A 20,271-nucleotide genomic window follows, 5' to 3' on the forward strand; every position below is an offset into this window, starting at 1 on the left:
CGGAGCGGCGGGAAGCCCGGCATTTCGCATATGCAAAACAAGCAGGCCGCATCGAAAGACGGCCTGGCACACTCCATCCCCGTCATTGCGAAGAGCGAAGCGACGAAGCAATCCAGAGTCCCGACCGAGCTCCTGGATTGCTTCGCTTCGCTCGCAATGACGAGGAGGAGATCAGATCACCGGATTCCACGGCGCCGGAATCAGCCGGTACTTGGCGCCGTCCTTCTCGACATAGCCCACGGAGGGGAACGAGAAGTGGAAGCCGATCACCTTGGCCTTCTCGGCGGCGGCCATGTCGTAGAACTTGTGCCGCGTCTCCTGCGCCATCGCGGCATCGGTGTCGAACATCACGTGCCAATCCGGATTGCGCAGGAACAGTTCGGGGACGTTGGTGACGTCGGCCTGGATCAGGACCCTGGCATTGCCGGAAGCGACCGCGAACGAGGTGTGTCCCGGCGTGTGACCGGGCGTGCCGAGCGCGGTGATGCCGGGTGCGACCTCCTTGTCCCACTCGTACTGCGTGACCTTGCTTTCAAGCCCGCCGAACACCTTCTTGAAGTTGGCGAAGTTGCCCTTCATCAAGTCGGTCTGCGCCTTGGCGGCGTTCTCGTCGCTATTCCAGAACGCCCACTCCTTGGCCGGCACCTTCAGCTCGGCGTTCGGAAATGCCAGCGAGCCGTCCGCGAGCTTGAGGCCGTTGATGTGGTCGCCATGCATGTGGGAAAGCACGACGACGTCGATGCTCTTCGGATCGACGCCGGCGGCAGCGAGGTTCTGCAGCGTGCGGCCGACCGCGCCCTTGCTGGCCTCGAAGGCCCCGGCCCCATTGCCGGTGTCGATCAGGACCAGCTTGGAGCCGGTGTTGATCAGCTGCGGATTGAAGGGGATCGTGATCATGCCCTTGGGCATGTAGGCCGCATCCGCTGCCGCCAGCGCTTCGTCCTTGGAGGTGTTGACGACGAACGTGTCGGGCATCGGGAAGGTGCGCGCGCCGTCATTGACGGAGGTGCATTCGTAGTCGCCGACCTTGTAGCGATAGAAGCCGGGGGCCTGCGCGCCGGCGGGCGCAACCGCCGCGCGTGCCTGTCCGGCCAGCGGCGGCAAGGCGGTTGCAGCTCCGGCGAGGGCCGCACCGGCCAGAAATCGACGGCGATCCAATCGGGTCATGACAAATCTCTCCTCAGTGCTTCATGCGGCTGACGCCGCCCCCCAGACAAACGGGGCGGATTGTCTCCGCATGCGGGCCAAACGCAAGCCCGTCAGCAACGTCCGAGGAGCGACGTTAGGTCACTTATCTTTGTTGGGGTCGATGAGGAATTTTTCGCCGGTGGCCCGTTTGGCGTACACGGCGAGGTTGGCCGGATCGAGCGCCTCGGACAAGGAAACGACCTTGGTGTAGTGGCTCGCAAAGGTCGTCTTCAGCTCGTCGACGACGCGCTGGCGCAGCCGCTCGGTATCCGCCTTGCCGATCTTCATCAGGAATGGAAACAGCAGCCAGCCGCCCACGCTCCAGGTCATGCCGAAGCCGCGCGTGATCTCGGTCGGCCTGACGTCGAGGCTGCCGTAGATGTAGATCTGCTTGTGTACGTTCGAGCCGTATCGGCTGTACGGGTGCTTGCCGGACTTGTTGATCGCGGCTTCCATCGCGTTGAGGATCTGGCCGGCGAGCTTGCCGCCGCCGATCGCATCGAAGGCGATGGTCGCGCCGGTCTCGACCAGTGCCGCGATCAGTTCGTCCATGAAGGTGGGCGAGGTCGAATCCACGACGTGCTTGGCGCCGAGGCCGCGCAGGATCTCGGCCTGCGCCGCACTGCGCACGATGTTGACGAGCGCGATGCCGTCCTTGAGGCAGATCTTGTTCAGCATCTGCCCGAGATTGGACGCGGCCGCTGTATGCACCAGCGCGGTATGGCCCTCGCGCCGCATCGTCTCGGTCATGCCGAGCGAGGTCAGCGGATTGACGAAGCAGGACGCACCCTCGGCGGGCGTGGTGCCCGCCGGCAGCGGCAGGCATTCGGAGAGCTTCAGGCAGCGATACTGGCTGTACATCGCCCCGCCGATCGCCGCGACCGTGCGGCCCATCAGCGCCTTGGCGGCGTCGGAGGATCCGGTCTTGACCACGACGCCAGCCCCCTCGTTGCCAACAGGCATGGACTCGTCGACCCGGGCGGCCATCGCCCGCATCCCGGTTTCCGGCACCTTCGCGATGATGACCGGGCGGTCCTTGGTGCCGGACGCCTGCATGGTCGTGAGGTCGGCAGCGCCAACGAGCAGGCCGAGATCGGACGGGTTGATCGGCGCCGCCTCGATCCGCACCACGACCTCGTCCGGGCCCGGCTCGGGGGTCGGCACGTCGACCAGCGAGAGCTCGAGCTCACCGCTGCGCTTGATCAGCGTCCGCAGTTGCAGGCCTGCCTCGACACCCATGCGCGCCTCCCTCTTCCGTGTTGCGTTCCGGATCAGGCCAGCGCCTTCAGCGCCGCCCTGCCCGCATATTTGGCCTGCGCGTCGAGCTCCTGCTCGATCCGCAGCAGCTGGTTGTACTTGGCGGTGCGGTCGGCGCGCGCCAGCGAGCCGGTCTTGATCTGCCCGCAATTGGTGGCGACCGCGAGATCGGCGATGGTGGAATCCTCAGTCTCGCCGGAGCGGTGCGACATCACGGCGGTGTAGCCGGCCTTGTAGGCCATCTCGACCGCGGCGAGCGTCTCGGTCAGCGTGCCGATCTGGTTGACCTTGATCAGGATCGAGTTGGCGCGGCCGTTACGGATGCCGTCCTCCAGACGGTTCACGTTGGTCACGAACAGGTCGTCGCCGACGAGCTGGCACTTGTGGCCGATCAGGTCGGTCAGCTCCTTCCAGCCGTCCATGTCGTCCTCCGACATGCCGTCCTCGATCGAGGCGATCGGATAGCGCGCGACGAGGTCGGCGAGATATTTGGCCTGCTCCGAGCGCGAGCGCGACTTGTTCTCGCCCTCGTAGACGTACTTGCCGTCCTTGAAGAACTCGGTCGCGGCGCAGTCGAGCGCCAGCATGACGTCCTCGCCCGCGGTGTAGCCGGCCTTGCCGATCGCGGCCATGACGAAGTCGAGCGCGGCATCCGCCGACGGCAGGTTCGGCGCGAAGCCACCCTCGTCGCCGACATTGGTGTTGTGACCGGCCTTCTTCAGCTCGGCCTTCAGCGTATGGAAGATCTCCGAGCCGCAGCGCAGCGCCTCCGCAAAGGTCGGCGCGCCCACCGGCATGATCATGAATTCCTGGAAGTCGATCGGATTGTCGGCGTGGACGCCGCCATTGACGATGTTCATCATCGGCACCGGCAAAGTGCGCGCCGAGGTGCCGCCGACATAGCGATACAGCGGCATGTCGTAGGAGATCGCCGCCGCCTTGGCGCAGGCGAGCGAGACGCCGAGGATGGCGTTGGCGCCGAGCCGGCTCTTGTTCTCGGTGCCATCGAGCTCGATCAGGATCTGGTCGATCTGGACCTGATCCTGCGCCGACATGTCGCTGAGTGCCTCGTAGATCTCGTCGTTGATGGCCTCGACCGCCTTCTGGACGCCCTTGCCGAGATAGCGATGCTTGTCGCCGTCGCGCAGTTCGACCGCCTCATGGGCGCCGGTGGAGGCGCCCGACGGAACCGCGGCGCGGCCGACCGAGCCGTCCTCCAGCACGACGTCGACCTCGACCGTGGGATTACCGCGGCTGTCCAGGATTTCGCGGCCGATGATGTCGACGATGGCGGTCATGAGGTCCTCTTACGGGCTTTTCTGGTGGACGAGTTTTGCTGCGCCGCTTCTACCGCAAGGGCAGGAGGGCGAAAAGGCCAAGTGTTGCTGAAATCGAGTCTTGCTGACATCAGGTCGCGCTGACGTGAGGTCGCCGAGGGATCAGGAAGCGGATGACGCCGGCGCCCCGATTGGGTAAGAGGGCGCCTCCTCCCACCCGTGACGCGAGACATGGCGAAAAGACCCGGCAAATCCGAGACATCAGCAGGCCTGCAACTGGGCCGCGAGGTGGCGTGGCCCGAGAGCCCCGAGGCGGCCCGGCTCGACCGCGTGCCCAATCCGCAGAAGGATACGGATTATCTGGCCCGCTTCACGGTGCCGGAGTTCACGTCGCTGTGTCCGGTGACGGGCCAGCCGGACTTCGCCCATCTCGTGATCGACTATGCGCCCGGCCCGTGGCTGGTCGAATCCAAGTCGCTCAAGCTCTATCTCGCGAGCTTCCGCAACCATGGCGCCTTCCACGAGGACTGCACGGTCGCCATCGGCAAGCGCCTGGCCAACGAGCTCAAGCCGAAATGGCTGCGCATCGGCGGCTACTGGTACCCCCGCGGCGGCATCCCGATCGACGTGTTCTGGCAGACCGGCAAGCTGCCGAAGGGCCTGTGGGTGCCCGACCAGGGCGTCGCGCCGTATCGCGGGCGGGGGTGACGGGCGAATGCTTGGCCACCATCGTCATTGCGAGGCAAGGCCGCAGGCTCAGGTCTCGGAATGAAGGCCGTTGTAACGTACGATCATCGCAGTCCATAACGCCCATCCGTGGCGTGCGCATTGGGAGAGCGTCAGGCGCTTCACCACCGCCCGTCTCTGGCCTTTACCAAAGCGACCCGCAGGGAGGCTTCGATATTGTCGCTCTTTAGTCGCATATCCACTTTGGCGCGATATTGATCGTAGGTGCAGATCTTTGAGATCGTCTCCTGATCGGTGAAGTAAATTCCGCCGTAGAGCATGAGCGTGAGACCATCAACCACACGCTGATCGTTCAGCTCAGCATCCAGCGCTCTCCGGCATGGATCGTCCCAGATCCCCGTATCGAGCATGGTGTAAATCGGCGTCAGGTCCCAACGGCATGGGATCAGCTTCCCGCTCAAGTGCTCCGTTCGCCAGCGATGAGACAGGTCATTGGCGACTGCGTCCGTTTGCTCTGCGGTTAGAATAGCCGCATTTTCGGGATGCTTCAAATGTCCATAGAGACCATGACGAAAGACTTGCCGACGAAGCCACAAAGGTACGAGTTCGTCTTCTTCTTGGTTCTTGAGGTTGACGAAGATCTTGGTGGCTGTCTCTTGGAAATCTGGATTGCGCCGAACGCAATTCTCTAGGATCTCAGCGAGATTTTGAACGATTTCGTGCATCGGACTGTAGCTATGAAGCCATTCGCAGTCAGGCTTTCTGGCAAAGAGCGCGATGCCGCGCCATAGATTAACATGGTCGATGCTGGGCACCTGGGTGTAGATGTCGTCAAATCGATCGATGAATGCGCGCAGGGAGCCTTTGCTGAATGCTGTACGAAGTATCTCTGGAGCCTCTTCAGGCGGAGCTTTCAAAAACGCCAGAATGCTGGTCCGCGAGTATTCGCCAGGTGGCAAGCCCAATCTCAAGGTTGTTATGAATGGACGGCGATGGTGGATCGCATCCGGGCTATCGTCGTCTCGGCTCTCACTTTGCAACGCCGAGGAGACCACCGGGAACATAAACCCGAGCAATGATCGGATACCCTCGGGATACTCGGAGTCTGGCAGCAGCTTTTTGAGCCGTTCTCCCTTTTTTTCCTCCTGGTGGTCGAGCCGATCCTGAAGGCGGCGAACCATACCTGCCTCCGAGAAGATCTCGCTCGTAAACTCGTCGGGCTGTGACCGCAGCAATTCCACTGCCTGGGGTGCCTTTGTAAGGAGGACGCTGAAGCCGAGCAGATCGATCCAGTCCACTTCGTCGCGCAACATTCCGGCGATCGCGTGGAACGTGCCCGTCAGTCGTGACACATCGCGAGGCGTATCTAGAACTTGTTCGGAGAGAAGCTTGACCAGCTTTTGATAGCGGTCCAGCGTGTCGAAGCCGTCCGGCAAAGCGAGCTGGTCTTTGAGCATCTGGAGCTCGTTCGTCAAAAGCTCGGCGACCTCATTCGCAAAGATTGTTGGAAGGGGAATTTGGAGTTGGACGATCTTTTCAAGATAGGCGCGGCCGCGCTTTTCAGCGGTCGCGTCGCTATGCCCCAGTCCCAGGGCCTGAACGACGCGCTTCTCGTCGTAGGCCAAGACGTAGGAGATTCCGGGGAAATCGGCGACGGAACGGACCAATTGCGCGATGGTGCGTATTTCTTCATCTTCAACCCGGTCGAGCTCGTCGATTAAAACGACGATCGGCACATCGACCGCAGCGAGTTCCCTCATGAGGCGGGATTTCAGGGCGCTGAGACTCTCGCTGCTTTTGGCCGCCTCTTTGTAGGCGTCCGCTCCGCCTTTCATGATGAGGCCAAGCAGCGGGTTCGCCATACTAGCGATTGGGGCGATATAGCCGCCATAGGTCGCGAGGGTTTGCCCAATTTTCCGTAGCTGCGCGCTCGCCCTCGACCCTGCATTGATCGTACGGATGAGTTCGCGAATGAATTCACCGATCAAATCCGTGCGACCAGAGATGAGCCACGGATCGAAACGGACCACGACCGATTTGGGATACGTTGTCTTTAAATGCTCGCTTAACAGATTTAGGATTGAAGACTTACCGCTTCCCCAAGGTCCCGTAATGCCAACGGCAATGCCGCGAGACTTTTGCGTCAGCTTATCAATCAATGAATCCGCCAGTCGCCGGACGAAATTCAACCGCCCAAGGACATCCTGGCTTGCATGATCGATCGGGCGCTCAGGCTTGCCCGGCGACTCCGACCCTTTCTCCTTGCTGTCCTCAGCCATGGCACCTCTTTTCTACTGATGACATTTCGCGCGGCCAGACTTGGCGGGCGCCACTCAGTCGCCTAAAATCGCTGATGCTGAGGGCGCCGCGTTCGTTGCGGGCCCGAGAGCCCGGTTCGGCAAGGCGCCGGGAGACCGAGCTGAAGGGCGCTTCCCACATTTCAACTGGTTCAAGGATCGCGGCGTTTAGCAGCACCAGAAGAACCACGTCGCAGGCGGAGTCGAGCTTGATGCGCCCGATCCGCTGGCCTCGGTTTGCATTCCCGGTGCAGGCGCGGCCCTTGATCTGGATACGGACCGGACCGTCCGGACTTTGGCGAACGGCGTCATACCCAGCGGTACGCGCCACCGTGAGCTCAAGATCGAGGCATTCCGCGGCGACGAACTCGGCGATCTCACCGGTGACGCCGAGGGGTTTACCTGTAAGGGCATAGTACTCGGCTGCCAGGGGGCGGACGGCCGCCAGGATTGCACGAACGCGTGCGGCAGCGTCTACATTGATGGGCGAGATATCCGTGGAGGAACGATCTTCGGTTGTCATGCCGCCATCCTGCAAGAAGATTTGGCGGGAGCAAAGACGTATTTCCGGCAGTTATTTTCTAGAGCGACGATCAAACATCGTCTCAATTTTCTGCAAGCACCAGCTTCAGCCCTTCCTGCCACGAGAGGTAGGTCGGCAAATTTCGGAGCTTGCCGTTCCGATCTATGAAGATGGGAGCGTTTCCGGCAACCGTATACTGAAACTCGTCCGTCTCTTGATGCAACTTCGAGTCATAAAAGAAGACCCATCCTTTCTCCACATTTTCCGTGGCCTCTTCAAGAACCACCAACTCGCATCCAGCCACTTGCTCCAGTCCCGCGATATGACTGGCGGCCAACTCTCTCGCTTCGTCGAAAGAAACCATCCGTGAGTCCTCAAACACCATACAAACCGGCATACTTATACCCGCTCGTTGTGGGCATTCCGAACAAGTTCAGAACGTGTTTCGGGGAATGTTCAGGCAGCCTGCGCCTGTGTGGCCTCGCTGATACTTATCTATTTAGCTTGGTACTTTTCAGTTGAGCAGGCCCTCCTGGGCCTCAGCCCTGTACCGCACCACTGAATGAATCTTCTCCCGCCCGCGAGCCTATGGCCACTGAGTCGCCCGACGGGCACGCTCCCGATCGACCTTCTCAGTCGACGCAACCATCAAACCGTTGCCCTCGAAAGCCAATTTGTGCCACGCTTTCAAGCCGATCACCGCTCTCAGACCTCCCGCTAAGAATATTTCACTTTCGCTTTATCGGAATTAATGATTGACTGCCCCCGTCCCGTCTCGATCAGAGGGGCGCTTCGCGGTCGTCACGGACGTTGAGGCGGGATGCGGTGGGTGTGTCGGGTTCGCAGCGTGATCAGTCATGCGGACGAACGGGCCTGATACACCGGCGAAGTCGTATGGTCCTGGCCTCCCGACGCTGAGGCTACGCTGGTGGTGATGATCCGCCGGTCACGGGGGCAAGACAGCCCGGTCCCCGGGGAGAGTACGTATAAGCCGCCCAACCATCGCGCGGGGAATGCCGGGATGTCTCGGCTGAACCTGTGGTTCTCGCCGCCTGCATTTTTTTCCGCAGGCGGGCCATGGGGGCGGCCAGCTCCCGGCATTCCCCGTGCCCTCTTCTCACAAGGAGGGCATGTCCAAAGGCAAAGCTCGGACGCAGATGCGCCGCGAGATGGCGGCGGTGTGCGCCCAGGGCTAAAGCAGCAAACGATGGCCTTTATGCGCTCGCCTGTCTCCACGTCGTCATGCCCGGGCTTGTCCCGCCTGCGCGGCCGAAGCCGCTTCGGCGCGGCGAAGGCCTGGGCATCCACGTCCTTCTCGGCGTGCCGGACGACGTGGATGGCCGGGACAAGCCCGGCCATGACGGAGCTACAAATGAGCAGGCGTTCCTGCGGCTATGGCTCGGTGTCTTCAGATGCAATGAGCATGCACCTGTGCCCGACAGGGCGGTCAGCTCGCCGCCGCATCCGCCGGCGGCCGCTGCCGCAGCAGCGCGGCGCAGGCGAAGCCGAGCACGACCATGAGCGCGGCGGCGATGAGCAGCGTCGGCTGCTTGCCGCCATGGACCAGGCCGAAGCCATAGGCGATCGGGCCGACCGTCTGGCCCATGAAGAAGAAGAACGAGTGCAGCGACATCGCGGTGGCGCGGGCCCCGATCGACAGCTCGCTGGCGAACACCTGCAGGCAACCGTGGATCATGTAGAAGCCCCAGCCCATCATCAGCATGCAGGCAAACTGCAGCTTCCAGCCGGGACCGAAGGCCAGCGCGGCGAGCTGCAGACCAACCAAGCTGGCGCCCACGATCATCATGCCCTTGACGCGGAGCCGCGGCAGAAAGTTCGACACCGTGAACGTATAGAACAGGCCGCCGACCGCGAAGCCCGCGATGACGATGCCGGCGATCGACAGCGATGTCTCGCCGAGATCGAACAGGAACGAGGCGATGAACGGAAACAGGCCGAACACACAGCAGCCTTCGACGAACACCGCCGAGAAGCAGAAGCGCGAATTGGGGTTGGTGAAGATGGTGCGGTAGCCCTTCCTCAGCGCGGCGAGATCCGTGGTCGGCACGTGCGTGACCTTGGCACCGCGAAAACCGGCCGCCACCGCGAGCGAGGCGATCAGCCCGAGCGCGCCGAGGATCGCGAGCACGCCACGCCAGCCGATGAGATCGCCGATGATGCCGGATGCCGTCGCGCCGAGCAGGTTGCCCGCCATCGAGCCCGCGAGCGTGCGGCCGATCGCGACCTGCCGCTTGTCGGGTGCAACGAGATCGCTGGTCAGCCCGAGCGCCACCGGAAACACGCCGCCGGAGGCGATGCCGGCGAGAATGCGCGTCGCGAACAGCAGCGGGAACGAGGTGGCGAGCGCGCCGAGCAGGCTCGCGACGCCGAGCAAGGCGAGGCACAGCGTCATCAGCCGCGCCTTGCCGAACAGGTCAGCGGCAGCGCCGATCGCCGGCTGGATCAGCGCGTAGATCAGCGCATAGCCTGCGGCGATGCCGGCCGCGGTGGTGATGCTGATCGCGAAATCCTCGGCGACATGCGGCAGCACCGGATCGAGCGCGCGCGTCGACAGCGCCGCCGAGAAGCCCGCCAGCGCGATGATGTTCACGGCCGGTGGAAACTTCTGCTTCGCGGGCTTGGCAGCGGTCTGGTGCATCAGCGCGCGGCGTCTGCCGTCTGTGCCTTGGCGAGCGCATCGAACGCCATCAGCCTGCGCAGCAGTCCCTCGAACTCGGCCAGCGGCACCATGTTCGGTCCATCGGAGGGCGCATGATCCGGATCGGGATGGGTCTCGATGAATACGCCGGCGACGCCGACCGCGACCGCCGCGCGTGCGAGCACCGGCACGAACTCGCGCTGGCCGCCAGACGAGGTGCCCTGCCCGCCCGGCTGCTGCACCGAGTGCGTCGCATCGAAGATCACCGGGGCTCCGGTGGTGCGCGCCATGATCGGCAGCGCGCGCATGTCCGAGACCAGCGTGTTGTAGCCGAACGAGACGCCGCGCTCGGTGGCGAGCACATTGGGATTACCAGCACCAGTGATCTTGGCAACGACGTTGGCCATGTCCCACGGCGCGAGGAATTGGCCTTTCTTGACGTTGATCACCTTGCCGGTCGCGGCGGCCGCGAGCAGCAGATCGGTCTGCCGGCACAGGAAGGCGGGGATCTGCAGGATGTCGACAGCCTGCGCCACCTCGGCGCACTGGCTCGCGTCGTGGACATCGGTCAGCACGGGAAGGCCGAGCGAGGCGCGGATCTCGGCGAAGATCGGCAGCGATTGCGCCAGGCCAAGCCCGCGCGCGGCGGAGCCAGAGGTGCGGTTGGCCTTGTCGAACGAGGTCTTGTAGACGAGGCCGATGTTCAGCCGCGTCGCGATCTCCTTCAGCGCCGAGGCGACCTCGAGCGCGTGGGCGCGGCTCTCGAGCTGGCACGGTCCCGCGATGACCGCGAGCGGCAGCTGATTGCCAAACTTGACGGAGCCGAGGCTGACGACCGGCGCGGCGGAGATCGGAGCGTTCACAACTTCATCCTCTTCGTGCGCGCGACCATGACCCGGCGCAGGCCGCCGGATCAACCCGGTGCGGCCCCGCGAATAGCAGGGTTGCGGGGATCGGTCATCCCCGCCCCTCTCCGGCCTCTACTTCAGCGCCGAGAACGCGGTCGGCACCAGGAACTGGCTGGTGATGTTGGCGACGATCTGGCCGTCCTCCTCGCTCTTGGCGCGCGCCGCGATCCAGTCCGGATTGGTCATGAACGCGGTCCATTTGGTCTCGCGCTCGGCGAGCGACTCCCAGGCGAGGAAATAGGTCAGGTCCTGGTTGGACTCGCCGATCAGGGTGGTGAAGAAGCCGACCGGGCGGATGCCGTGCTTCTCCCACAGTTTCAAGGTTGTCGTCTCGAAGCGCTTCAACAGCGCCGGCAGCCGGCCCGGAATGCAGCGATAGATGCGGCTCTCGTAGATCATGTGATCCTCCCTGATCTCTGTTGCTTCGAACGATCAGGGAGCCTTGTCGCAACAATCGGCGCAGTCGTCAAAGGCCGCGGCTCTCGCCCCGACCGTCATTGGGAGGAGCGTCAGCGACGAGGCAATCCAGGGCCGCGCAAGGACCCTGGATTGCTTCGCTCCGCTCGCAACGACGGCTTGCGCGGGGAGAGCAGCTCCCGCTCACACCAGTCGCGACTGCACCACCGCGGCCTGGATGAACGAGGCAAACAGCGGATGCGGCTCGAACGGGCGCGACTTCAGCTCGGGATGGAACTGGACGCCGATGAACCAGGGGTGGTCCTCGTACTCCACGATCTCTGGCAGCACGCCGTCGGGCGAGAGACCAGAGAATTTCAGGCCGTGCTGCTCGAGCCGGTCCTTGTAGGCGGTGTTGACCTCGTAGCGGTGGCGATGGCGCTCGGAGATCTCGGTCGCGCCGCCATAGACCTCGGACACGCGGCTGCCGCGCTTGAGCGCCGCGGGATAGGCGCCGAGCCGCATCGTGCCGCCGAGATCGCCGCTCTTGGAGCGCTTCTCCAGCTCGTTGCCGCGCAGCCACTCGGTCATCAGACCGACCAGCGGCTCGTTCGTCGGACCGAACTCGGTCGAGTTGGCCTCGGTGATCCCGACCAGATTGCGCGCGGCCTCGATGACCGCCATCTGCATGCCGAAGCAGATGCCGAAATACGGCACGTCGCGCTCCCGCGCGAACTGCGCCGCCCGGATCTTGCCCTCGGCGCCGCGCTGGCCGAAGCCGCCGGGCACCAGGATGCCGTTGACGTGCTCGAGGAACGGCGCCGGGTCCTCGTTCTCGAACACCTCGCTCTCGATCCAGTCGAGCTTGACGCGGACCTTGTTGGCGATGCCGCCATGCGACAGCGCCTCGATCAGCGACTTGTAGGCATCCTTCATGCCCGTGTACTTGCCGACGATCGCGATCGTCACGTCGCCTTCCGGGTTGCGGACGCGCTCGTTGATCGTGTGCCAGCTCGACAGCGCCGGCGGCACCCGCGGCTCGATGCCGAACGCGGCCAGCACCTCGTCGTCCAGACCGGCGGCGTGATACGCCTCGGGCACGGCATAGATGTTGTCGACGTCGCGCGCCTCGATGACGGCGCTTTCGCGCACGTTGCAGAACAGGCCGAGCTTGCGCCGTTCCTCTTTCGGGATCGGGCGGTCGGTGCGGCACAGCAGGATGTCCGGCTGGATGCCGATCGAGCGCAGCTCCTTGACCGAATGCTGCGTCGGCTTGGTCTTCAACTCCCCCGCGCTCGGGATGTACGGCAGCAAGGTGAGGTGGATGTAGATCGCGTGATGGCGCGGCAGCTCATTGCCGAGCTGACGGATCGCCTCGAAGAACGGCAGGCCCTCGATGTCGCCGACGGTGCCGCCGATCTCGACCAGCACGAAATCGTACTCGTCATTCCCGGACAGCACGAAATCCTTGATCGCGTTCGTCACGTGCGGGACGACCTGGATGGTCGCGCCGAGATAGTCGCCGCGGCGCTCCTTGGTCAGGATGTCCTGATAGATCCGCCCGGTGGTGATGTTGTCGGCCTTGGTCGCGGGCCGCCCGGTGAAGCGTTCGTAATGGCCGAGATCGAGATCGGTCTCGGCGCCGTCGTCGGTCACGAACACTTCGCCGTGCTGATACGGCGACATCGTGCCTGGATCGAGGTTGAGATAGGGGTCGAGCTTGCGAAGCCGGACCTTGTAGCCGCGGGCCTGCAGCAGCGCGCCTAACGCGGCTGAAGCCAGACCCTTTCCGAGCGAGGAAACCACGCCGCCGGTGATGAAGATGTACCGCGCCATGGGACCCTACCTTTAATGCCGCGCGCTCGATTCGCCAAAACGAATCGTGGTCGGCCCGCAACGTCGTCGCGGGCCTGTGGGTGACGTCAAAATATGAATGGCCTCAGGGACTTGAGACCGCCTCATGATGCAGGACGCCAACTGCGTTCCTGCATGGCTTGCCCGCTTTATTGCGACTGCGGGGCCTGCGGCGCGCTCGGTGCCGCGGGGGCCTGCTGCTCGTCGGCCTTCTTGAGCTGGTCGAGCACGCCACCGCTGGTCGGCGCCACCGGGGTCGCCCCGCCCGATTGGGTCTGCCCAGGCACGGTGCCGAGGATCGAGGCCGGCTTGCGATCGTATCCTGCCAGCCAGGTCAGGGCCAGGCTGGTGAGGAAGAAGCCGACCGCCAGGATCGCCGTGGTGCGCGTCAGCAGGTTCGCCGTGCCGCGGCTCGACATGAAGCCGGCGCCGCCGCCCATGCCGAGGCCGCCGCCTTCGGACTTCTGCAACAGCACCGCGCCGATCAGGACGGCGACGATCATGAGGTGAATGACGATCAAGACAGTCTGCATGGTGACCTTCCGTCACAAGCCCTCGCAGGCCCCGGCCGGAGGCCGGGATCGCGAGAGCTTCGCGGGCTATTCGGAAATTTGCGCGGTGTTACACGATCGTGTCGAGCAACGCCACCCCGCAGATAATCGCAAGCACGCTTCACACAAGCGCCGATGCAGCCCTCGGGGTCGCCCTTGCCGTCCGCCTCGATATCCATTATAAGAGACGAATGAATCAAATAGTGGACGATTTCAGCCAACGGCTCGCGCGCCGCCTGCTGCTGGAACGCGACGCCCGCGGGTGGTCGCTGGCCGACCTCGCCGAACGCTCCGGCGTGTCGAAGGCAACCATCAGCAAGATCGAGCGTGCCGAGGTCAGCCCGACCGCGGTCATCCTGGTCAAGCTCGCAAGCGCGTTCGACCTCACGCTGGCCGGCCTGATGCTCCGCGCCGAAGCCCAGTCGGAGCGCCTGTCCAAGGCGGCCGAGCAGCCGGTCTGGCGCGATCCGGAGACGGGCTATGTCAGGCGCCAGGTCTTTCTCAGGCCGGATCATCCGATCGAGCTGGTAACGGTCGAGATGCCGGCGCACCGAAGCGTGACCTTGCCGGCCTCTTCATACATCCACATCCGCCAGCTTCTCTGGGTGCAAAGCGGACAATTGACCATCACGGAAGGCGCGGACCGCCACGTCCTCGGCCCCGGCGACTGCCTCGGCTTCGGCCCACCGATCGACACCACCTTTGCCAACGAGTCGGACGCGCCCTGCGTCTATGTCGTGGCGCTTGCCCGGAGTTGAGCATGTTACCGCGAATCGCAGCCTTGTCCGACACGCCGGCCATTCGCGCGGCGCTGAGCGCGATGCTGATCGAAACAGTGGCCCATGGCGGGTCCGTCAGCTTCATGCACCCGCTCAGCTCCGGCGATGCCGATGCTTTCTGGCAGGACTCGCTCGCGGCCGCGGAGCGCGGCGAACGAATCGTGCTGGGGGCCTTTGACGGGCAGGATCTGATCGGGACGGTGACGCTGCAGCTGAAGCTGCCGCCGAACCAGCCACATCGCGCCGAGATCGCCAAGATGATGACCCGCGTGAGCCATCGTAAGCGCGGCGTCGCACGTGCTCTGCTGGATGCGGCAGAAACCCTCGCGCGCGGGCACGGCCGCACGATGCTCGTGCTCGACACCGCCGAAGATGGCGGCGCCTCATCACTCTATGAAGGCGTCGGCTTCCAGCTGAGCGGCATCATTCCAGACTATGCCGTGAAGCCGCATGGCGGCCTCACCGGCACGATGATCTATTGGAAGCGGATTGGAGAAGCGGCATGAGGCGCAGGGCATCAGAGCGCCCGGCTCAGCTCGGCTCTCAACAGCCCTTCGCAATTGCGAGAAAATCAGCCGCTTTCAGGCTAGCGCCGCCGACAAGCGCCCCGTTAACGTTGGCGACCGCCATCAGCTCGGCGGCATTGGAGGGCTTGACCGAGCCACCATAGAGGATACGCATGCGCGCCCCCTGCTCCTTGAAGCGGTCGATCAGCAATTGCCGAATAAAGGCATGAATCTGCTCGACATCCTTGGCGGTCGGCGTGAGGCCGGTGCCGATCGCCCAAACCGGCTCATAGGCCACGACCAGGTTGTCGGCCCGTGAGTCCTGCGGCAGGCTGAGGTTGAGCTGGCCGCGCAGGATGTCGAGCGTCTGTCCGGCATCGCGCTGCTGCTGGGTTTCGCCCACGCAAACGATCGCGACCAGCCCCGCGCGCCACACCGCCTCGGTCTTCTGGTGCACCACAACATCGCTTTCGCCATGATCGGCACGGCGCTCGGAATGGCCGACGATGATGGCGCTGGCGCCAGCATCGGCCAGCATCTCCGCCGAAATGTCCCCGGTATGGGCTCCTGAGGCCTTAGGGTGGCAGTCCTGCGCGCCGATCGCGATCGCGTGGGTGCCGCGCGCCCGCTCGGCGAAGCCTGCCACCAGGGTGGCGGGAGGACAGACCAGCAGGTCGGCCTTGCCGGTGACCTCGGCGGCTCCGGCCAGCATAGCGTCGAACTCGGTGGTCGAGGCCTTCAGGCCGTTCATTTTCCAGTTGCCGGCGATCAGCGGCCGGATGCGGTCGGTCATGGCGGGATTCCAGCAAATGTTGTGACGGACATCGGCTAGCAGAGCCCTTCGAGGAGCACCAGAGCGGGAGCCGTCTTCTCACCGCTTCAATCGGCCTCAGGGCCGAGGTTGCGACCGGGCGGCTGCCTCTTTATAAGCCGTTTCAACTCGGCGACGGCCTTTCGCGGAATCTGCTTTAAGGCGCGGCCTCTTCATCCTTTTTCCTGCAGACAGACTGGACCCATGCTTCGAGGATTACGCAAGGCCTCATCAAACTGGCTCGGCAAGACCATCATGGCGGTGGTCATGGGCGTTTTGATCGTCAGTTTCGGCATCTGGGGCATCGCCGACATCTTCCGCGGCTTCGGGCAGTCGACGGCTGCAACCGTGGGACGCACGGAGATCTCGATCAACGAGTTCCGGCAGATCTATACCGACCGGCTGCAGCAGATCGGCCGCCAGCTCGGCCGTCCGCTGACCACCGAGCAGGCCCACATGTTCGGGCTCGACCGCTCCGTGCTGCAGCAGACGATTGCGGAAGCCGCCCTCGACGAGCAGGCTCGCCGTCTCGGTCTCGCCCAGTCCGATGCGGAGACCATGCGGGTGATCCTCAGCGATCCCAACTTCAAGGGCCCGAACGGGGCATTCGACCCGCAGCGTTTCCAGGCCATCATCCGCAATTTCGGCTTCACCGAGCAGCGCTATCTGGCTGACCAGCGACGACAGTCGCTGCGGCGGCAGATCACCGGCACGATCGCGGCCGGGCTGGAGCCGTCCAACACGATGCTCGAGGCGCTGAGCCGCTTCCAGAACGAGCAGCGCTCGATCGATTACATCAAGCTCGACGCGGCGCAGGCCGGCACCATCGATGCGCCCTCGCCCGAGGTTCTCGCGTCCTATTTCGATGAGCACAAAGCCCAGTTCAAGGCGCCGGAATATCGCAAGATCTCGTTCGTCGTGGTGACACCCGAAGAGATCGGCAAGTCGACCGACGTTTCTGACGAGGACGCCAGGAAGCTGTTCGACCAGCGCAAGGCGCTGATGGGCACGCCGGAGAAGCGCCAGGTCCAGCAGATGACCTTCCCCACCATGGAGGAGGCACAGGCGGCGCGCGCCCGGATCGCCGCGGGTGAAGTCACGTTCGACGAGCTCGCCAAGGAGCGCAACCTCAACCCGGCCGATCTCGATCTCGGTCTGGTGACGAAATCGGCGATTCTCGACCCTGTCGTTGCCGATACCGCCTTCTCGCTGCCGACCGGCGAGGTCAGCCAGCCGGTCAAGGGCGCGTTCAACGTGGCGCTGGTCAAGGTCAGCGCGATTCAGCCGGGCCAGCAGCCCGAATATGAGAGCGTCGCTGCCGAGATCAAGAAAGAGATCGCAGCCGACCGCGCCAAGTCGCAAGTCGCCAATCTTCGCGACAAGATGGAAGATGAGCGCGGCGGCGGCGCCAGCGTGGCCGAGGCCGCCAAGAAGCTCGGTCTCAATGCCGTTACGCTCGAAGCGGTCGACAGGTCCGGCAAGCAACCCAACGGCCAGCCCGTTTCGAACATCCCGCTTGGCCTCGATGTCGTTGCGCAGGCCTTCACCAGCGACGTCGGTGTCGACAACGAGCCGATCTCGTTCCGCGGCGGCTATGTCTGGTTCGAGGTTCTCGGCATCACCCCGCCGCGCGATCGCGCCCTCGACGAGGTCAAGGATCAGGTCGCCGCGCGCTGGCGCGACGACGAGGTCGCAGCGAAGCTGCGCGCCAAAGCCACCGAGCTGGTCAAGAAGCTCAACGAGGGCGGCAAGCTCGCCGATGAGGCGACATCGCTGGGCGTGAAGGTCGAGACGGCCAGCGCGTTCAAGCGCGACGCCTCGGTGCCCGGCGTCCCCACCGGAGCGATCACCGCCGCATTCCGCACCGCCAAGGACGGCGTCGGCCAGACCGAGGCTGATGGCGGCCGGCAGTGGATCGTGTTCCGTGTCACCGACATCATCGATCCGAAGGTCGACCTCGCGTCCGAGGACACCAAGAAGCTGAAGGACCAGTTGCAGCGCGCGCTCGCCGACGAGCAAGGCACGGCCTACGTCATGAAGCTCGAGAAGGACATCGGGACGACGATCAACGAGACCGCCGTGGCCCAGGTGGTCGGCGGCAACAATCAGTGACGGTTTGCTAGGGGCACGCGTGATGGACGATCTCAAGTCGATCATTGGCAAGGTCGCGACCGGTGCGCCGCTGTCCCGCGAGGAGGCGGCGTCCGCCTTCGACAGCATGATGTCGGGCGAGGCGACGCCGTCGCAGATGGGCGCGCTGCTGATGGCGCTGCGCGTGCGCGGCGAGACGATCGAGGAGATCACCGGCGCCGTCAGCGTGATGCGGGCGAAGATGCTGCGCGTCGATGCGCCGGCGAGCGCGGTCGACATCGTCGGCACCGGCGGCGACGGCTCCGGCTCGGTCAACGTCTCGACCTGCGCCTCCTTCATCGTGGCCGGCGCCGGCGTGCCGGTCGCCAAGCACGGCAACCGCGCACTGTCGTCCCGCTCTGGCGCCGCCGACGTGCTCGCCGCGCTCGGCGTCAAGATCGACCTGAAGCCGGACCAGGTCGGACGATGCGTGCATGAGGCCGGTATCGGCTTCATGTTCGCGCCCGCGCATCATCCGGCGATGAAGAACGTCGGACCGACCCGGGTCGAGCTCGCCACCCGCACGATCTTCAATCTGCTCGGTCCCCTGTCCAATCCGGCCGGCGTCAGGCGCCAGATGGTCGGCGTATTCTCGCGGCAATGGGTCGAGCCATTGGCCCACGTGTTGAAGAATCTCGGCTCGGAGGCCGCCTGGGTCGTGCACGGCTCCGACGGGCTCGACGAGATCACCTTGACCGGCCCGACCTTCGTCGCCGCGCTGGAGAACGGCCATATCCGCACCTTCGAGGTCTCGCCCGACGAGGCCGGGCTTGGCCTGTGCGGCAGCGACGGTCTGAAGGGCGGCGACGCTGCGGCCAATGCGGTGGCGCTGCAGAGCGTGCTGGACGGCCTGCCGAGCCCCTATCGCGACGTCGCTCTGCTGAACGCCGCGGCGGCGCTGGTCGTCTCCGGCCGTGCCAAGACGCTGAAGGACGGGGTCGCAATCGGCCGCGATTCGCTCGACAGCGGCGCCGCGGCAGCGCGACTGAAGCAGCTGATCGAGGTCTCCAACAGCTGATCCACCGGAGCGTGCCATGTCGGACATCCTGACCAAGATCGAAGCGTATAAGCGCGAGGAGATCGCGGCAGCCAAGCGGGCATGCGCGCTGCCCGAACTCGAGGCCCGCGCGCGCGTCGCTTCGCCGCCGCGTGGCTTCGTGGCGGCGATCCGAGCCAAGCACGTAAACGGCGACTACGCGCTGATCGCCGAGGTGAAGAAGGCCTCGCCGTCCAAGGGACTGATCCGCGCCGATTTCGATCCGCCGGTGCTCGCAAAGGCCTACGAGGCCGGCGGCGCGGCCTGCCTGTCGGTGCTGACCGACACGCCATCGTTCCAGGGCCATCTCGACTTCATGGTCGCCGCGCGGACCGCGACCGCCCTGCCCGTGCTGCGCAAGGACTTCATGTTCGACACCTACCAGGTGATCGAAGCGCGTGCTCACGGCGCCGACTGCATCCTCATCATCATGGCCGCGCTGGACGATGCCGCCGCTGCGGACATCGAGGCTGCCGCGCTCGCCCACGGCATGGATGTGCTGATCGAAATCCATGATCGCGCCGAGCTCGATCGCGCGCTGAAGCTGCGCTCGCCGATGATCGGCATCAACAACCGCAATCTGCGCACCTTCGAGACCACGCTGGCGACCTCCGAGGCGCTGGCGCCGCTGGTGCCGAAGGAGCGCCTGCTGGTCGGCGAGAGCGGCATCTTCACGCCCGCAGACCTCGCGCGCCTGGCGCGCGTCGGCATCCAGACCTTCCTGGTCGGCGAGAGCCTGATGCGGCAGGCGGACGTCACGGCGGCGACGCGCGCGCTGCTCGCGCGCAATGCCGCCTCCGCCAGCGCGGCTGAGTGACCATGTCCGACAAGTCGCCCGACGCTCCCGCCCTCACCCACATCGACGCCCGCGGCGAAGCCCGCATGGTCGACGTGTCGGACAAGGCCGCGACCGAGCGAACCGCGACCGCCGAGGGCCGCGTCGTCATGAGCCCGGCGACGCTCCAGCTCATCCTGTCCGGCAACGCCAAGAAGGGCGACGTGCTCGGCACTGCCCGCATCGCGGGCATCATGGCCGCCAAGCGGACCTCCGAGCTGATTCCCCTGTGCCACCCGCTGGCGCTGTCCAAGGTGACCATCGACATCACGCCCGATGCCGCGCTACCCGGCTGCATCGTCAGCGCCACCGTCAAGGTGACCGGGCCGACCGGCGTGGAAATGGAAGCCCTAACGGCCGTGTCCGTCGCCTGCCTGACCATTTACGACATGATCAAGGCGGCCGAGCGCGGCGTACGCATCGAAGGTATCCACTTGACCGAGAAGATCGGCGGCAAGTCCGGGCACTATCGCGCCTGAAGAGATTACCAAGTCAAATACAACTTCGAATTAATTGTTCGCTAACTCAACTTCCTAACCTCACTTCCATAGCGGGCCTATAGCAATGGTTGTGGGAG

19 protein-coding genes are annotated in these 20,271 nt (G+C 64.5%); 7 read left to right on the plus strand and 12 right to left on the minus strand.

The window, feature by feature from the left end; all coding sequences use genetic code 11:
- Positions 1–171: 171 nt before the first annotated feature.
- From ACQR1H_RS13890 to eno, 3 genes are all read right to left on the minus strand, one after another.
- On the minus strand, positions 172–1,167 hold the full coding sequence (locus tag ACQR1H_RS13890) for an MBL fold metallo-hydrolase (RefSeq protein ID WP_434907684.1): 996 nt from the start codon (positions 1,165–1,167) through the stop codon (positions 172–174).
- 120 nt (positions 1,168–1,287) lie between these two features.
- Positions 1,288–2,427 carry a zinc-binding dehydrogenase gene (locus ACQR1H_RS13895; protein ID WP_434907685.1) on the minus strand — a complete coding sequence of 380 codons (1,140 nt, stop codon included), beginning with the start codon at positions 2,425–2,427 and terminating at the stop codon, positions 1,288–1,290.
- A 32-nt stretch (positions 2,428–2,459) separates the two neighbouring features.
- Positions 2,460–3,743, minus strand: coding sequence for a phosphopyruvate hydratase (gene eno / locus ACQR1H_RS13900; RefSeq protein ID WP_434907686.1), 1,284 nt, complete (start codon positions 3,741–3,743; stop codon positions 2,460–2,462).
- Between the two features lie 210 nt (positions 3,744–3,953).
- Here eno and queF point away from each other — a divergent pair, with 210 nt between their 5' ends.
- A complete protein-coding gene (gene queF / locus ACQR1H_RS13905; protein ID WP_434907687.1) occupies positions 3,954–4,430 on the plus strand; it encodes a preQ(1) synthase in 477 nt (158 codons plus the stop codon).
- Between the two features lie 140 nt (positions 4,431–4,570).
- On the opposite strand, the gene ACQR1H_RS13910 is transcribed toward queF, so the two are convergent.
- The 8 genes from ACQR1H_RS13910 to secG all read right to left on the minus strand — a co-directional run bounded on the left by ACQR1H_RS13910 (position 4,571) and on the right by secG (position 13,579).
- Positions 4,571–6,688: a KAP family NTPase gene (locus tag ACQR1H_RS13910; RefSeq protein ID WP_434840515.1), complete on the minus strand. Its 2,118-nt coding sequence runs from the start codon at positions 6,686–6,688 to the stop codon at positions 4,571–4,573.
- A complete protein-coding gene (locus tag ACQR1H_RS13915) occupies positions 6,681–7,229 on the minus strand; it encodes a DUF6998 domain-containing protein (RefSeq protein WP_434840514.1) in 549 nt (182 codons plus the stop codon). The genes ACQR1H_RS13910 and ACQR1H_RS13915 overlap by 8 nt, the downstream gene beginning before the upstream one ends.
- Before the next feature lie 82 nt (positions 7,230–7,311).
- Positions 7,312–7,593 carry a YrhB domain-containing protein gene (locus ACQR1H_RS13920; protein WP_434840513.1) on the minus strand — a complete coding sequence of 94 codons (282 nt, stop codon included), beginning with the start codon at positions 7,591–7,593 and terminating at the stop codon, positions 7,312–7,314.
- Between the two features lie 1,083 nt (positions 7,594–8,676).
- A complete protein-coding gene (locus tag ACQR1H_RS13925; protein ID WP_434907688.1) occupies positions 8,677–9,888 on the minus strand; it encodes an MFS transporter in 1,212 nt (403 codons plus the stop codon).
- On the minus strand, positions 9,888–10,751 hold the full coding sequence (gene kdsA, locus ACQR1H_RS13930; RefSeq protein ID WP_434840511.1) for a 3-deoxy-8-phosphooctulonate synthase: 864 nt from the start codon (positions 10,749–10,751) through the stop codon (positions 9,888–9,890). Before kdsA ends, ACQR1H_RS13925 begins: the two co-directional genes overlap by 1 nt.
- Before the next feature lie 117 nt (positions 10,752–10,868).
- Positions 10,869–11,195 (minus strand): NIPSNAP family protein, encoded by a 327-nt coding sequence (locus ACQR1H_RS13935; RefSeq protein WP_315756696.1) that lies wholly within the window; start codon positions 11,193–11,195, stop codon positions 10,869–10,871.
- Between the two features lie 201 nt (positions 11,196–11,396).
- Positions 11,397–13,028 carry a CTP synthase gene (locus tag ACQR1H_RS13940; RefSeq protein ID WP_434840510.1) on the minus strand — a complete coding sequence of 544 codons (1,632 nt, stop codon included), beginning with the start codon at positions 13,026–13,028 and terminating at the stop codon, positions 11,397–11,399.
- A 167-nt stretch (positions 13,029–13,195) separates the two neighbouring features.
- On the minus strand, positions 13,196–13,579 hold the full coding sequence (gene secG / locus ACQR1H_RS13945) for a preprotein translocase subunit SecG (RefSeq protein ID WP_315799765.1): 384 nt from the start codon (positions 13,577–13,579) through the stop codon (positions 13,196–13,198).
- A 209-nt stretch (positions 13,580–13,788) separates the two neighbouring features.
- Between secG and ACQR1H_RS13950 the strand changes: the two genes are divergently transcribed.
- The gene (locus ACQR1H_RS13950; protein WP_434907702.1) at positions 13,789–14,355 is read left to right on the plus strand and encodes a helix-turn-helix domain-containing protein; all 567 of its coding nucleotides are present in this window, start codon (positions 13,789–13,791) and stop codon (positions 14,353–14,355) included.
- A gap of 2 nt (positions 14,356–14,357) precedes the next feature.
- Positions 14,358–14,882, plus strand: coding sequence for a GNAT family N-acetyltransferase (locus ACQR1H_RS13955; RefSeq protein WP_315799763.1), 525 nt, complete (start codon positions 14,358–14,360; stop codon positions 14,880–14,882).
- A 37-nt stretch (positions 14,883–14,919) separates the two neighbouring features.
- Here the strand turns inward: ACQR1H_RS13955 and tpiA are convergent, their stop codons facing one another.
- Positions 14,920–15,675 carry a triose-phosphate isomerase gene (gene tpiA, locus ACQR1H_RS13960; protein ID WP_316236379.1) on the minus strand — a complete coding sequence of 252 codons (756 nt, stop codon included), beginning with the start codon at positions 15,673–15,675 and terminating at the stop codon, positions 14,920–14,922.
- A 222-nt stretch (positions 15,676–15,897) separates the two neighbouring features.
- Between tpiA and ACQR1H_RS13965 the strand changes: the two genes are divergently transcribed.
- The 4 genes from ACQR1H_RS13965 to moaC are packed head-to-tail and all read left to right on the plus strand — an operon-like array spanning position 15,898 to position 20,173.
- A complete protein-coding gene (locus ACQR1H_RS13965; RefSeq protein ID WP_316236378.1) occupies positions 15,898–17,805 on the plus strand; it encodes a peptidylprolyl isomerase in 1,908 nt (635 codons plus the stop codon).
- Between the two features lie 22 nt (positions 17,806–17,827).
- Positions 17,828–18,841 carry an anthranilate phosphoribosyltransferase gene (gene trpD / locus ACQR1H_RS13970; protein WP_434896194.1) on the plus strand — a complete coding sequence of 338 codons (1,014 nt, stop codon included), beginning with the start codon at positions 17,828–17,830 and terminating at the stop codon, positions 18,839–18,841.
- Between the two features lie 16 nt (positions 18,842–18,857).
- Positions 18,858–19,676 carry an indole-3-glycerol phosphate synthase TrpC gene (gene trpC / locus ACQR1H_RS13975; protein ID WP_434896195.1) on the plus strand — a complete coding sequence of 273 codons (819 nt, stop codon included), beginning with the start codon at positions 18,858–18,860 and terminating at the stop codon, positions 19,674–19,676.
- Between the two features lie 2 nt (positions 19,677–19,678).
- Positions 19,679–20,173, plus strand: coding sequence for a cyclic pyranopterin monophosphate synthase MoaC (gene moaC / locus ACQR1H_RS13980; protein ID WP_434848277.1), 495 nt, complete (start codon positions 19,679–19,681; stop codon positions 20,171–20,173).
- The last annotated feature ends 98 nt before the right edge of the window (positions 20,174–20,271 follow it).

Source organism: Bradyrhizobium sp. HKCCYLRH2015 (assembly GCF_051168215.1).
GTDB lineage: Bacteria > Pseudomonadota > Alphaproteobacteria > Rhizobiales > Xanthobacteraceae > Bradyrhizobium.

Excerpts from the sequence above, each read along its gene's own strand:
- ACQR1H_RS13890 (WP_434907684.1), bottom strand. The coding sequence starts at position 1,167 with ATGACCCGATTGGATCGCCGTCGATTTCTGGCCGGTGCGGCCCTCGCC.
- ACQR1H_RS13895 (WP_434907685.1), bottom strand. The coding sequence starts at position 2,427 with ATGGGTGTCGAGGCAGGCCTGCAACTGCGGACGCTGATCAAGCGCAGC.
- eno (WP_434907686.1), bottom strand. The coding sequence starts at position 3,743 with ATGACCGCCATCGTCGACATCATCGGCCGCGAAATCCTGGACAGCCGC.
- queF (WP_434907687.1), top strand. The coding sequence starts at position 3,954 with ATGGCGAAAAGACCCGGCAAATCCGAGACATCAGCAGGCCTGCAACTG.
- ACQR1H_RS13910 (WP_434840515.1), bottom strand. The coding sequence starts at position 6,688 with ATGGCTGAGGACAGCAAGGAGAAAGGGTCGGAGTCGCCGGGCAAGCCT.
- ACQR1H_RS13915 (WP_434840514.1), bottom strand. The coding sequence starts at position 7,229 with ATGACAACCGAAGATCGTTCCTCCACGGATATCTCGCCCATCAATGTA.
- ACQR1H_RS13920 (WP_434840513.1), bottom strand. The coding sequence starts at position 7,593 with ATGGTTTCTTTCGACGAAGCGAGAGAGTTGGCCGCCAGTCATATCGCG.
- ACQR1H_RS13925 (WP_434907688.1), bottom strand. The coding sequence starts at position 9,888 with ATGCACCAGACCGCTGCCAAGCCCGCGAAGCAGAAGTTTCCACCGGCC.
- ACQR1H_RS13935 (WP_315756696.1), bottom strand. The coding sequence starts at position 11,195 with ATGATCTACGAGAGCCGCATCTATCGCTGCATTCCGGGCCGGCTGCCG.
- ACQR1H_RS13940 (WP_434840510.1), bottom strand. The coding sequence starts at position 13,028 with ATGGCGCGGTACATCTTCATCACCGGCGGCGTGGTTTCCTCGCTCGGA.
- secG (WP_315799765.1), bottom strand. The coding sequence starts at position 13,579 with ATGCAGACTGTCTTGATCGTCATTCACCTCATGATCGTCGCCGTCCTG.
- ACQR1H_RS13950 (WP_434907702.1), top strand. The coding sequence starts at position 13,789 with ATGAATCAAATAGTGGACGATTTCAGCCAACGGCTCGCGCGCCGCCTG.
- ACQR1H_RS13955 (WP_315799763.1), top strand. The coding sequence starts at position 14,358 with ATGTTACCGCGAATCGCAGCCTTGTCCGACACGCCGGCCATTCGCGCG.
- tpiA (WP_316236379.1), bottom strand. The coding sequence starts at position 15,675 with ATGACCGACCGCATCCGGCCGCTGATCGCCGGCAACTGGAAAATGAAC.
- ACQR1H_RS13965 (WP_316236378.1), top strand. The coding sequence starts at position 15,898 with ATGCTTCGAGGATTACGCAAGGCCTCATCAAACTGGCTCGGCAAGACC.
- trpD (WP_434896194.1), top strand. The coding sequence starts at position 17,828 with ATGGACGATCTCAAGTCGATCATTGGCAAGGTCGCGACCGGTGCGCCG.
- trpC (WP_434896195.1), top strand. The coding sequence starts at position 18,858 with ATGTCGGACATCCTGACCAAGATCGAAGCGTATAAGCGCGAGGAGATC.
- moaC (WP_434848277.1), top strand. The coding sequence starts at position 19,679 with ATGTCCGACAAGTCGCCCGACGCTCCCGCCCTCACCCACATCGACGCC.